The sequence below is a fragment of the Sphingomonas sp. AC522 genome (assembly GCF_979258125.1).
Genome location: NZ_OZ409836.1, coordinates 1,541,440 through 1,554,241 on the forward strand (window position 1 = coordinate 1,541,440; position 12,802 = coordinate 1,554,241).

At 64.2% G+C, this 12,802-nt stretch carries 11 protein-coding genes and 2 pseudogenes; 6 read left to right on the plus strand and 7 right to left on the minus strand.

Features of this window, described 5'->3' with window-relative positions; all coding sequences use genetic code 11:
* Positions 1-7: 7 nt before the first annotated feature.
* From cyoD to cyoA, 4 genes are read right to left on the minus strand one after another with little or no spacing between them, the layout of a single operon-like run.
* Entirely contained in the window at positions 8-361 is a 354-nt protein-coding gene (gene cyoD / locus ACZZZM_RS07490) for a cytochrome o ubiquinol oxidase subunit IV (protein WP_463594481.1), read from the minus strand.
* The gene (gene cyoC, locus ACZZZM_RS07495) at positions 358-978 is read right to left on the minus strand and encodes a cytochrome o ubiquinol oxidase subunit III (RefSeq protein ID WP_463594482.1); all 621 of its coding nucleotides are present in this window, start codon (positions 976-978) and stop codon (positions 358-360) included. Before cyoC ends, cyoD begins: the two co-directional genes overlap by 4 nt.
* 2 nt (positions 979-980) lie before the next feature.
* On the minus strand, positions 981-2,981 hold the full coding sequence (gene cyoB, locus ACZZZM_RS07500) for a cytochrome o ubiquinol oxidase subunit I (protein ID WP_463594483.1): 2,001 nt from the start codon (positions 2,979-2,981) through the stop codon (positions 981-983).
* Positions 2,982-4,022 carry a ubiquinol oxidase subunit II gene (cyoA, locus tag ACZZZM_RS07505; protein WP_463594484.1) on the minus strand — a complete coding sequence of 347 codons (1,041 nt, stop codon included), beginning with the start codon at positions 4,020-4,022 and terminating at the stop codon, positions 2,982-2,984.
* A gap of 130 nt (positions 4,023-4,152) precedes the next feature.
* On the opposite strand from cyoA, the gene ACZZZM_RS07510 reads away from it, so the two are divergent.
* From ACZZZM_RS07510 to ACZZZM_RS07535, 6 genes and pseudogenes are all read left to right on the plus strand, one after another.
* Positions 4,153-5,514 carry an MFS transporter gene (locus ACZZZM_RS07510; RefSeq protein WP_463594485.1) on the plus strand — a complete coding sequence of 454 codons (1,362 nt, stop codon included), beginning with the start codon at positions 4,153-4,155 and terminating at the stop codon, positions 5,512-5,514.
* 199 nt (positions 5,515-5,713) lie between these two features.
* Positions 5,714-5,995 carry a GntR family transcriptional regulator gene (locus tag ACZZZM_RS07515; RefSeq protein ID WP_463594486.1) on the plus strand — a complete coding sequence of 94 codons (282 nt, stop codon included), beginning with the start codon at positions 5,714-5,716 and terminating at the stop codon, positions 5,993-5,995.
* Positions 5,988-6,911, plus strand: coding sequence for an ABC transporter ATP-binding protein (locus ACZZZM_RS07520; protein ID WP_463594487.1), 924 nt, complete (start codon positions 5,988-5,990; stop codon positions 6,909-6,911). Before ACZZZM_RS07515 ends, ACZZZM_RS07520 begins: the two co-directional genes overlap by 8 nt.
* Positions 6,898-7,764: a hypothetical protein gene (locus tag ACZZZM_RS07525; RefSeq protein ID WP_463594488.1), complete on the plus strand. Its 867-nt coding sequence runs from the start codon at positions 6,898-6,900 to the stop codon at positions 7,762-7,764. The genes ACZZZM_RS07520 and ACZZZM_RS07525 overlap by 14 nt, the downstream gene beginning before the upstream one ends.
* Before the next feature lie 181 nt (positions 7,765-7,945).
* A pseudogene (locus ACZZZM_RS07530) lies at positions 7,946-8,395 on the plus strand (TonB-dependent receptor plug domain-containing protein); the annotation flags it as partial.
* Positions 8,396-8,748: 353 nt separating this feature from the next.
* Positions 8,749-10,143 carry an outer membrane beta-barrel family protein gene (locus ACZZZM_RS07535; RefSeq protein ID WP_463594489.1) on the plus strand — a complete coding sequence of 465 codons (1,395 nt, stop codon included), beginning with the start codon at positions 8,749-8,751 and terminating at the stop codon, positions 10,141-10,143.
* A gap of 22 nt (positions 10,144-10,165) precedes the next feature.
* On the opposite strand, the gene ACZZZM_RS07540 is transcribed toward ACZZZM_RS07535, so the two are convergent.
* From ACZZZM_RS07540 to ACZZZM_RS07550, 3 genes and pseudogenes are all read right to left on the minus strand, one after another.
* A complete protein-coding gene (locus ACZZZM_RS07540) occupies positions 10,166-10,906 on the minus strand; it encodes a creatininase family protein (protein WP_463594490.1) in 741 nt (246 codons plus the stop codon).
* On the minus strand, positions 10,906-12,420 hold the full coding sequence (locus tag ACZZZM_RS07545) for a benzoate-CoA ligase family protein (RefSeq protein WP_463594491.1): 1,515 nt from the start codon (positions 12,418-12,420) through the stop codon (positions 10,906-10,908). The genes ACZZZM_RS07540 and ACZZZM_RS07545 overlap by 1 nt, the downstream gene beginning before the upstream one ends.
* Positions 12,413-12,757, minus strand: a pseudogene (locus ACZZZM_RS07550) (RidA family protein); the annotation flags it as partial. The pseudogene ACZZZM_RS07550 and the gene ACZZZM_RS07545, both read right to left, overlap by 8 nt.
* Positions 12,758-12,802: the final 45 nt, after the last annotated feature.

Here is a 12,802-nt window from a genome sequence, read left to right on the forward strand (position 1 = left end):
CGGCGCTTCAGGATGGCGCCCCCATTTCGGCCATCGGCATCATGTTCGCATCCAGATGGTACATGATCCACAAGGACCCCGCGATCACGATCAGCACGATCACCGCGGTGAAGGCATAGGCCAGCAATGTCCACCCGCCCTCCGAACTGGTGTTGACGTGGAGGAAGCATATGGTGTGGACCAGGATCTGGACCACCGCGAAGGCGACGATCACCGCCGCGGTGACCTGTGCGGTGAGCGGCCCGGTCATCACCAGCCAGAACGGGATCGCAGTGAGCACCACCGACAGGAGGAAGCCGATCAGATAGGTACGGCGCGAGCCGTGGGCATGGGGTTCGCCGTGATGGACAGCGTCGCTCATCGCAGGACTCCGAGCAGGTAGACGAAGGTGAAGACACCGATCCAGACGATGTCGAGGAAGTGCCAGAACATGCTGAGGCACATCAGCCGGCGTTGGTTGTCGGGGTGGAGCCCGCGCTGGCCGAGCTGGAAGAGCATCACCACCAACCAGATGATCCCGAAGGTGACGTGCAGCCCGTGGGTGGCGACCAAGGTGAAGAAGGCGGAGAGATAGGCGCTGGTCTGCGGCGTCGCGCCTTCGTGGATCAGCTCGCTGAACTCATAGAGCTCGACCCCGACGAAGGCCGCGCCGAGCAGGCCGGTGACCACCAGCCAGAAGCGCACGCCGTTGAGCTTGCCCTCCTGCATCGCGATCATCGCGAAGCCATAGGTGATCGACGAGACCAGCAGGATCGCGGTGTTGAGCGCGACGATCGGCAGCGCGAAGATCTCGCGCGGCTCGGGTCCGCCGGCAAAGCTTCCGCTCAACACGCCATAAGTGGCAAACAGCGTCGCGAAGATCAGCGCGTCGCTCATCAGATAGATCCAGAAGCCGAGCATCGTCGCGCCGCCGGGCTCGTGATGCTCCTCTTCCTCCACGTAGAAGACGGGCGCTTCTTCCAATGCTTGTGCGGCCATGATCAGGCTCCAGCCGCGAGCAGCTTGGTGCGCGCGTCCTCTAGGGCGGCGACTTCTTCCGCAGGGATGAAATAGTCGCGATTGTAATTGAAGGTGTGGCCGATTGCGACGACGAACAGCCCGATCGCGGCGAGTGCTGCGAGCCACCACATATACCAGACCATGCCGAAGCCGAGGACCAGCGCCAGACCGGAGAGGATCACTCCCGCGCCGGTGTTGCGCGGCATGTGAATCGCCCGGTAGCCGCTGGTCGGGCGCTCTGCGCTGCGGTCCTTCATATCGTACCACGCATCGAGATCGTGGACCTGCGGCGTGAAGGCGAAATTATAGTTAGGCGGCGGCGACGAGGTCGCCCATTCGAGCGTACGGCCGTCCCAGGGATCGCCGGTCAGGTCGAGATGATCCTTGCGGCGGACATAGCCCATGACAATGCTCATCACGAAGCCGAGGATACCGACCAAGATGATGACGGCGCCGATCATCGCGATCACGAACCAGATCTGCAGGCTGGGATCCTCGAAGTGGCGCACGCGGCGCGTGGTGCCCATCAGCCCGACCACGTAAATCGGCGTCCATGCGACCCAGTATCCGATCACCCAGCCCCAGAAGCCGACCCGGCCCCACCATTCGTCGAGCTTCCAGCCGAAAGCCTTGGGGAACCAGTAGATCATGCCGGCAAACAGCCCGAACACGACGCCACCGATGATCACGTTGTGGAAGTGGGCAACCAGGAACAGCGAATTGTGGAGCACGAAATCGGCAGGCGGCACGGCGAGCAGCACGCCGGTCATCCCGCCGACCACGAAGGTGATCATGAAGGCGATCACCCACATCATCGGCAGCTCGAAGCGGATGCGGCCGCGGTACATCGTGAACAACCAGTTGAAGATCTTTGCGCCGGTCGGGATCGAGATGACCATCGTGGCGATGCCGAAGAAGGAATTGACGCTCGCGCCCGATCCCATCGTGAAGAAGTGGTGGAGCCAGACGAGATAGCTCAGGATCGTGATGACGACCGTGGCATAGACCATGGACGAATAGCCGAAGAGGCGCTTGCCGGTGAAGGTCGAAGTGATCTCGGAATAGATGCCGAAGACGGGCAGGATCAGGACGTACACTTCCGGGTGGCCCCAGATCCACACCAGGTTCCAATACATCATCGGATTGCCGCCGAGATCATTGGTGAAGAAATTGGTGCCGGCGTAGCGATCGAGCATCAGCAGCGCGAGCGCGCCGGTGAGCACCGGGAAGATCGCGATCGCAAGGACGTTGCTGCAAAGCGCGGTCCAGCAGAAGATCGGCATCTTCATCATGCCCATGCCCGGCGCACGCATCTTGATGATCGTCACGACCATGTTGATCGCCGACAAGGTCGTGCCGACCCCGGCTATCTGTAGCGCCCATAGATAATAATCGGGCCCGGTATCGGGGCTGTTCTGGAGGTTGGTGACCGGCACGTAATTGAGCCAGCCGCCGCGCGAGAATTCGCCGACGAACAGCGAGATCATCACCAGCAGCGCGCCCGCGACGGTCAACCAGAAGCTGAGATTGTTGAGATAGGGGAAGGCCACGTCGCGCGCGCCGATCTGGAGCGGCATGACATAATTGACGAGCCCCACGACCAGCGGGATCGCGACGAAGAAGATCATGATCGTACCGTGCGCCGAGAAGATCTGATCGTAATGGTGCGCGTTCAGATAGCCCTCGTTTGCGCCGAAGGCCATCGACTGCTGGAGCCGCATCATCAGCGCATCGGCAAAGCCCCTGAGCAACATGATGATGCCCAGGATCAGGTACATGATGCCGATCTTCTTGTGGTCCACCGTGGTGAACCACTCGCGCCATAGCCAGCCCCACAGGCCAAACTTGGTGACCGCGCCCACCAGCCCGAGGCCGAGCAGGGCGACCACGGCGAAGGTCACGAGCAGAATCGGCTCGTGGATCGGGAAGGATTCGAAGGTCAGGCGGCCGAAGATCGTGCGCGCCAGCGATTCGTTGAACATTTAACGCTCCTGGTGCGAATGCGGTGCGGGGCTGGGCGCGGCGCCGGGATTGGGTGTGACGCTCTCGCCGCGGCCCTTCTCCTCGCCCTGCTTCATCAGCGCGCCCTCAGGCTTGCCCTGTTCTGGATGGCGGCCGCCATGCATTCCGCTCAGGCAGGGTGTGCCGGGCTTTACGCAGCGCTTGTAGATGCGGTCGAACAGGCTGGTGTCCGCGGCGGCGAAATACATCGGCGGCACCTTCTCGCTCGGCTTTTCGAGCTCGAGGAAGCGATTGGTGTCGAGCGCCTGGCCGCTGGCCTTTACGCGGCCAACCCAGCCGTCGAACCCGGCCTGGTCGACCCCGTACAGCTTGAAGCGCATGCTCGAGAAACCGGCGCCGCTATAGTTTGCGGACATGCCATCGAACTTGCCCTGGCGGTTGAGCACTGCGTGCAGCGTCGAGCGCATACCCGGCATGGTGTAGATCATCCCGGCCAGCGTCGGCGCGTAGAAGGTGTTCATCATGTTGGTCGAAGTCAGATCGAAGCGCACCGGGCGATCGACCGGCAGTGCCAGCTCATTGACCGTCGCCACACCCTGCTCGGGATAGATGAACAGCCATTTCCAATCGAGCGAGACAACTTGGACAACCAGCGGCTTGACGTTGGGATCGACGGGCTTGCCCGCCGAGATGCGGTTCACCGGGCGAAACGGATCGAGGAGGTGCGTGCTCCACCAGGTCAGCGCGCCCAGGCAAATGATGATCAGCAGCGGCGCGGACCAGATGACCAGCTCCAGCGAAGTCGAATGGTCGAACTTCGGATCATAGGTCGCGTCCTTGTTGCTCGCGCGATAGCGCCAGGCGAACACGATAATCAGCGCGATCACCGGGACGATGATCAGCAACATCAGTGCCGTCGAGATATAGATGATGTCGCGCTGCTGGAGGGCGATATCGCCCGCGGGATCGAGCACGGCGCGGTCGCAGGCCGAAAGCAAGGCGGCGAGCGGCAGCAGCGGGAGCATCCGGCGTACAATGGACAGTGGCGTGTCTTTGCGCATGGTCTCCGCCTATCCCGACGCGCCCCCGCGCCGACATTGGACATTTTGTCCTATCCCCGCCGCGGCGCTTTTCTGGTGCAAGGGGCGTTGAAACGCAATAACATCAGCCCAGGCTGCCGGAGCGAAACGCATGAGTGCACCGATCGCCGCGTCCAATTCGACGCCTCTTGAACGCGACGCGCGTCTCGTCACTGCGCGCGAGCACCGCGTCGCGCCGGGCGAAATCGCCATCGGCGTGATCGTCGGGCGGACAAGCGAATTCTTCGATTTCTTCGTGTTCGCACTGGCCTCGGTGCTGGTCTTCCCGTCGCTGCTTTTCCCGTTCGTCGATGCCGTTACCGGCACGCTCTATTCGTTCACCCTGTTTGCGCTTGCCTTCGTCGCGCGGCCGTTCGGCACGCTGATCTTCATGTGGATCGATCGCCATCACGGCCGTGGCGTCAAGCTCACCATCGCTCTGTTCCTGCTCGGCGGGTCGACCATGTCGATGGCCTTCCTGCCCGGATATGCCGATATCGGGATCACTGCGGTGTGGGTGCTCGCCCTGCTGCGCATCGGCCAGGGCGTGGCCCTGGGCGGCGCCTGGGACGGACTGCCGTCGCTATTGTCGCTCAACGCGCCTTATGAGCGCCGCGGCTGGTATGCGATGATCCCGCAGCTCGGCGCTCCACTCGGGCTGATCGTCGCGGCCGCGCTGTTTGCCTTCTTCCTCTCGACGCTTTCGCCGCAGGATTTCTTCTCCTGGGGCTGGCGCTATCCCTTCTTCGTGGCATTCGCGATCAACGTGGTGGCGCTGTTCGCGCGGCTGCGCCTGGTCGCCACCCCCGAATTCCAGGAGTTATTCGAGAATCGCGAGCTCCAGCCCTCGCCGGCTTTCGCGACTTTGTTTAGCCAGTGGCGGACGATCGTGCTCGGCGCTTTCGCCCCGCTTGCCAGCTTCGCGCTATTCCACCTCGTCACGGTGTTCCCGCTGTCCTGGGTGACCTTGTTCAGCAGCGAGGAGCCGGTGCGCTTCCTGGTGATCGAGATCGTCGGCGCAGTAGTCTGCGTGCTCGCCATCCTCGCTTCGGGGCTGATCGCGGATCGCGTCGGTCGTCGCGCGGTGCTTGGCGTCTCGGCGGTGCTGATCGGCGCCTATAGCGGCTTCGCGCCCCAATTGCTGGGCGCGGGGAGCTTCGGCGAGACAGTCTATATGCTCGGCGGATTCGTGTTGCTTGGTCTCGCTTTCGGCCAGTCCTCAGGGGCGGTGAACGCATCGTTCCCAAGCGAATATCGCTATACCGGTGCCGCCATCGTTGCCAATTCGGCCTGGCTGCTGGGCGCGGGCTTCGCGCCGCTGGTGGCACTGTTCCTTGCCAGCCGCTTCGGGCTCTGGTCGGTTGGCGCGTATCTGCTCTCGGGCGCGATCTGCACGCTGGCGGCGCTCGGCATCAACAAGGAATGGGCCAAGCAGGTCGAGGCGGCGCCCGTAGAGCCTGCGCCTCAGCGCTAACCCCGCGTACGACAGCAATCCCTCACCCGTTCGCAGGGACGATGGACCAGCCCTTGACCTCACCCTGTTGCTGTACTAGTGTTCCGGTACAGCGGTTGGGAACCACAGTTGCAGCTCATTATCGATCCTCGGGCAGCCAGGCCCATCTACGTCCAGATCATGGACGAAGTGCGCCGGCTGATCGTGACCGGCGAACTCCGTGCCGACGAACTCGCTGCCCTCGGTCCGCCAGCTCGCGGCTGACCTTCGCGTCAATCACAACACCATCGTCCAAGCGTATCGCGAGCTCGAGCGCGAGGAGGCCATCTATGTGCGCCGCGGCCAGGGCACCTTCGTCGCGGCACAGCGCACACCCCAGGTGCAGCGTGAACGCGTGCTTGCCGAAGTGGCCGAGCGCGCCGCCAGCGATGCGCGGCGGCACGGCATCGCGATCGAGGAACTGGTCGTGGCGCTCAACAGCAAGGATGCGAAGAATGGATAGCGCCGAACCGCAGGCGATGGCGGTGCAGACCGAATGGCTGGTGAAGCGCTACGGGCGCGAGACCGCGCTTGCCGGGATCAATCTCGCGGTGCCGGAAGGCGGCGTATATCTGCTCGCGGGCACCAATGGCGCCGGCAAGAGCACCTTGCTGCGGACGCTGCTCAACCTTGAGGCAGCCGATCACGGCACCAGCACGGTGCTCGGGCTAGACACCCGCACCAACGGGCCTGCGATCCGCGCGCGCACCGGCTATGTGCCTGAGACCGGCGCCAGCAATTATCGCTGGATGCGGGTCGGCCGCTTCCTCGCCCACCAAGCGAGCTTCTATCCCGGCTGGGACGCGCAATATGCCGCGCATCTGGCGAGCGTGCTCGAAGTACGGCTCGAAAGCCGGCTAGGGTCGCTATCGAAAGGCCAGGCGCGCCGCGTTCAGATCGTCGCCGCGCTCGCGCATCGTCCGGCGCTGCTGCTGCTCGACGAATTGACCGACGGGCTCGATCCGCTCGCACGCGACGAAGTGCTTTCGCTCCTCGCCAGCCATTTCGCGGACACCAGCTGCACTGCCATCCTCTCGACGCACCTTGTCAGCGAAGTCGAGACGCTGATCGACCAGATCGGCGTGCTCCGCGCCGGCAGGCTGGTGGCGCAGGCCCCGACCGAGCGGCTGCTCGAACGGCTGCAACGCTATCACCTCGATGCGCCGGAGGGCTGGTCCGCGGCGCCGCTGGAAGCATTTACCGTGCGCAGCGAGGCCGGGCTGGGCAGGGCGGCAAGGCTGGTTGCCAGCGGCGACGAAGCCGAAATCCGCGCCGCGATCCAGGCCGCAGGCGCTGAAGTGCGCGAAGTATCGCGCCTCAGCCTCGCCGAAGCCGTGCCTATCCTGCTCCGTTCGGAGAAAAATCATGCATTCGCCTGAAACGCTCCACCAGTCCTTCCGCGCGCTGTTCGCCGAACAGGTGCGCATCATGACGCTGGCGCTCCGGCGCGAGGCCATCCTTGCGGCGGCAGCACTGGCAGGGGTGTGCCTGCTTACCATGATGATGGGACTCAGATATAACGAGCAACTCGACCTGACGCCGGACATCCTCCTGCCAACCCTGCTGGTAGCGCTATTGCTGCCGTTCGCTGTGTGGAAGGGCGATCCGGTCTTCGGTGGCGCGTTCCTGTGGACGATGCCTGTCCGCCGGCAGACCGCGGCGCTCGCCAAGATTCTCGCGGGCGCCTTCTGGCTGATGGCAGCGATGCTGGTGACACTGGTGGCGCTCGCGCTGGCGGCATCGACAACGGGGGGCACTATCGGCGTTTCGGTGGTCCGCCTGGTCGGCAGTGATCTCCACAGTGCCGCGCAAGTTCCCTGGACGACTCCCCATTGGAGTTGGCTGTTGCCGTTCGTCGGTGCCTTGCTGCTCTATTTGCTAAGCAGCGCAGCAGTGCTCGGGCTTCGTCATCCGATCCGGTGGCTTGCCGGTGTGGCGGTGATTGCAATCCTGCTGATGTTCATCGGCGTAGCGTTCGGGCCTGACGGAGCATTCGAGCGCATGATCGAACAGGTGAGCGATCCCTTGCTGCACGGCAAATATGGGTTGGAAATTGCGCTGACGGGTGAGTCATCGAGCCTGATTCACGAAATTCGCAAGCCCGATCGCGGATCTTGGTTAGTGTGGACTTCATTGCCCGACTTCGGCCGGTGGGCGATGGCGGCCTCCGCCTGGCTGTGCGGCGTGCTTCTCGTGCTGGGGCTGGCGATCCGACGACACTGGGAACGCTGACCTAGGGCTTCAGCCGGCGGCAGGGCCCTTGCGCCCATAGCCAGGTGAGGCGGTGCATTAAAACACTATTACACTATTTCGTTTTCAGGCGTATTTCATCAAGGCCTCACCGATCGCTCATGCCGCTCATCTTCGAGTGCGTCAGCAGGGAAGGGTCAGTTTTCAAAGGGCGGGACGACCAATGTACCTCAATCAATTCCACCTCCGCAGTTCGACGATCGCAGTGGCGGCATCGCTGCTCGCGCCGGGCCTTGCGCACGCACAGAGCACGCCGGCGCAGCCCGCGCCGCAGACTGCGCCCGCGCCCAAGGCGGGCGACAATGTCGTCGTTACCGGCACCCGCTCCGATGTGAGCTCGGCGCCGGATCGGCTGAGCTTCAACGTGGCGAATGATCTCAATGCGCAGACCGGTACGGTGGCCGACGCGCTGCGCGGTGTACCGGGAGTGGAAGTCGATCTGGAGGGGCGCGTGAGCCTGCGCGGCGATTCCAACGTCACCATCCTGATCGACGGACGCCCGTCGGCGATGATGAAAGGAGAATCGCGCGGAGACGTATTGCTGGCGATGCCCGCGGGGTCGCTCGAGCGCGTCGAAGTGATCACCAATCCTTCCGCGGCGATGAGCCCCGAAGGATCGGGCGGAGTCATCAACCTTGTCAGCAAGCAGGCGCGCAAGGACACCACTTCGGGCACCGTCCGCGCGACGATCGGCGAGCATGGCCGCGGCTCGGTCAATCTCAACGGCGCGCATTCGCGCTCGGGCCTGACGGTGACCGGCGACCTCGGCTATCGCCGCTTCAAGGGAGAGGCCGAGGGAATCCAGGAGCGCTCGCGCCTCGATCCCCTTACCTCGACGTTCGTTTCGACGCGCCAGGATACGCTTCGCGAGATCGTCCAATCGGGCAAGAGCGCGCGCGCGGCGATCGACTATGATATCGACAAGAAAATCGCCTCAGCACCGAATTCGGCTTCCGCAAGGCTAATGTGGACATCGACCAGCGCGACGTGTTCGCCGGCCAGACCGCGGCTTCGTCCTACGTCCGCAATTCGGACGCGGACATCAGCAATCGCGGCATTTCGGGCCGGGCCTCGTGGCGCCGCAATTTCGGGAGCGAGCACGAGCTCGTCGCCGATCTCGAATATGAGAATAGCCGCTTCGAGCGCGAGATCGATGCGGTCACCACCTTCGGCGGCCCGGCCGCGCCGAGCTATGAGCGCATCACCAATATCGGCGTCCGCGACGAATATGGCTTCAAGCTCGATTACAAGCGTCCGATGGGCGAGGGGCAGTCGCTGAACGCCGGATATGAGCTCGATCTCAACCGCAACGACTTCAACTTCACCGGCGCTCGCGGGACGAGCTTCGCCGCATTGGTGCCGGTCGCCGCGCTCACCAACGTCTTCGAATATGATCAGACCATCCATGCCCTGTACGGCACCTATCAGGCCGATCTCGGCAAGTTCGACGTGCAACCGGGGCTCCGCCTCGAGCAGGTCGAAAACACGATCGCACAACCCGCCGCCGGACCGCCCGTGCACAGCGATTATTTCCGCGTCTATCCGACGCTGCATGTCGGCTACGAGCTGAGCAACACGCAGAAATTGCGGAGCAGCTACAGCCGCCGTATCCAGCGCCCCTCGCCGCAGGATCTCAACCCGTACACGCTGTATATCGACCCGCTGAACCAGCGCCGCGGCAACCCCAATCTGCGCCCCGAGGTTACTGACTCGTTCGAGTTGGCCTGGCAGATGCGCGACAAGGGCACCTTCTATTCGCTGACGGGCTTCTATCGTCAATCGCGCGGCGGCGTGACCGATGTCGTCACCGATCTCGGCGGCGGCGTGTTCCTCTCGACGCGCGCCAATCTTGCCGCTGCCAAGCGCGCCGGAGTCGAGGCGATCGCCAATGGCAAGCTTGGCAAGACGCTGGGATATAATATCTCGGGCGGCTTCCTGTGGAACGAGATCGACCCGCGCGCCGCCGGCATCTTCGCGCGGCGTTCGGGCACGACCGGCTCGGTGCGCGCCAACTTCACCTGGCAGCCGACTCCCAAGGATTTCTTCCAGGTCAGCGGTTTCTATTCGGGCAAGCAGCTGATCGCCCAGGGCTATCGCGAGTCCGGGGGGATGTTGAATCTCGGCTATCGCCGCAAGTTCAACGATCGCTTCAGCCTCGTCCTGACCGCGCAGAATGTACTCGACACGGCCAAGCAGCGCGTTGTGATCGACACGCCGACGATCCGCGACCGCATCACCCAAAAGGGTCCGGGGCAGATTTTCTTCGTGGGCGTGACTTATAACCTCGGCAGCCAGGGCGGCCGCAAGCGGTCCGATGCACCCATTGACTTCGATCCCGGCGCGGGCGCGGTGCCGCAATGATGTGAGCGTGCGCGGGGTTTGCTCAGGTGAGCTTCGCGCGCACTTCGCGGACCAGCGCTTCGGCCATCGCGGCGTAGGTCTGCGCGCCTTCCTGCGCGCTCGCGGCGGCTGGGTCGCCGAAATAGGCGTCCGGGCCCCCGGCTTCGGTGAAGGTCGTGGCGCCCGCCGCGAAGGCAGTGACCAGGCTCGCGGGGTTGGCGGCAAGCGCTTTGCCTCCCTCGCGGACCGTTTCCGGGCGGTCGGCCAGCACGAGGCTCGTCTCGAACTGGCCGGCGTGGCACGCGCCCGACTGGAATTCCTCGGTGAGCGTTTGCGCCAGCGCGCGCCGCGTGAAATCGGGGAAGGCGACCGGCAGTCCCAGCGCTTCGATCTCGGGCACCGCAGCGCGCAGCATCGCGACGTTGGCGGGGTCGAAATGGCTGTTGGCAAGCGCCAAACAGGCAAAGCCCTGCGCCTTGAGGCTGGCGGCGATATCCACCAGCAGCGCCTTTGCGGTTTCCGAGCGGATCGAAATCGTGCCCGCGAACTCGGCGGCATATTCGGCCGGGGCATAAGCGAGCGTGGGGAGCACGAAGGCGCGGACGCCGCTGGCCTCGAGATCGGCAGCGGCACGCTTGGCCATGCCGTCACTGATGATCATATCGGTGCCGAGCGGCAGATGCGGGCCATGCGCTTCGACGGCCCCCAGTGGCATGATCGCCACCACCGGCGCACCGCCTGCGAGCGCGTCGCGGATCTCGGTCCAGGGCAGGTCGGCGTACATCAAATCTCCCCCCGCAGCCGCTTGCGATCGATCTTGTCGCGGTCGTTGCGCGGCAGCGCGTCCTCGCGAAACAGGATCGCGTGCGGCACCTTGTAGCGCGCCAGCCGCGCCTTGGCGAAGGCGATGAGCTCGGCTTCCAGGGCTTGCCGGTCGTGCTCGCCCGAGGGCACCACCAGCGCCATCGGCTTTTCGAGCCCGTTGGCATCGGCCTTGCCGAGCACGCAGCATTCGCCGACGGCAGGATGCTCGGTTAGGCAGGCTTCGACCTCGACCGGGCTGACATAGATGCCGCCGCTCTTGATCAGATCGTCGCCCCGGCCTTCGAAATACCAATAGCCCTGCTCGTCCTGCCGGAACTTGTCGCCGCTGACGATCCAGCCGCCGCGCAAATGCTCGACCGATTTGGCGTAATCGGCGTGATAATAGAGCGCCGCGCTGTCGCCGCGGACGTGAAGCGTACCGACGCCGCCCGCGGGCACCGGTGCGCCGTCATCGTCGAGCAGCTTGGCTTCATAGCCGGGGACGAGCTTGCCGAGACTGCCCGGGCGGATATCGCCGGGGCGGTTGCTGATATAGATATGAAAGCTCTCGGCGCTGCCGATCCCGTCGATGATCGGCACGCCGAACGCGGCATCCCAGCGCGCATGCAAGTCGCGGGGCAGGGCCTCGCCCGCGCTCCAGGCGAAGCGGATGCTGGAAAGATCGGGCGGGGCATCGCCTGCGCCTTCGAGCATCTTGTTGATGAGCGTGGGAACGGCGGTGAGCACGGTCGGCTTGTGGCGTTCGATCAGCGCGAACAGCCGCTCGGCGCTGGGGGCTTCGCGAAACAGCACTGTCGTCGCGCCGACCGAAAAGGGGAACATCAGGTTCGTGCCGGTCGCATAGCCGAAATAGAGCCGCGCGCCGGAGAGCGTGACGTCGTCCTCGCTGATGCCGACGAAGTCCTTCGCATAGACTTGGGTGTTGAACGGGAAATGCGCATGGCTGTGAACGGCGCCCTTGCTCTGCCCGGTGCTACCACTGGTGAACAGCCACACAGCCGGATCGTCGGCGCGGGTCGGCCAGGGTTCCGGGTCTTCCAAAGTCTCGGCGAGCCATGCGTCCAAGTCATCCGCGGCAATCAGTTCGGGTTTGAAGCGCGACGCAGCCCGCGCGGTTTGGAATGCATTGTCGCTCGCTTCATCGAGGAACGCGAATTGCGGCTTCACATAGTCGAGATAATATTCGTAATCCGCCACTGGCAGCAGCGGATTGACCTGGGTCACCACTGCGCCGGCCTTGATCGCCCCAAACCATGCATAGGCGAATTCGGGCCGGTCCTGCATGCAGAGCAATACGCGCTGCTCGGGGAGCAGCCCGCCCGCGATCAGCCGTGCGGCGACTGCGTTGACCTTGCCCGCGACCTCGGCATAGGTGATCGCCTGGTCCTCGAACAGGATCGCAGTCTTAGCCCCGCGGCCGGCTTCTATGTTCGAGAAGACGTAATAATCGGCGAGGTTGAAGAGCTCAGCCATTGGGGATCACCGCGGTGGTTTCGATCTCGATCTTCGCGGCGGCCTCCATCAGCGCGACGACCTGCACCACGGCCATTGCGGGGAAGTTCTTGCCGATGATCTCGCGATAGGCGGCGCCGATGGCGGGGAGGCTATCGAGATATTCCTCCCGGTCGGTGACGTACCAGGTCATCCGCACGATATGCTCGGGGCCCGCGCCGCCCTCGGCGATGATCGCGACGGTGTTTTGGAGGACGCGGCGGAACTGCCCGGCCATGTCCTTGTCGGGAAAAGTCTCGTTTTCGTCCCAGCCGACGACGCCGCCGGTCCAGACGGCGCGGCCCTCGGCGAGGATGCCATTGGCATAGCCCTTGGGCCGCGGCCAGCCGGGGGGAGGAGCGTG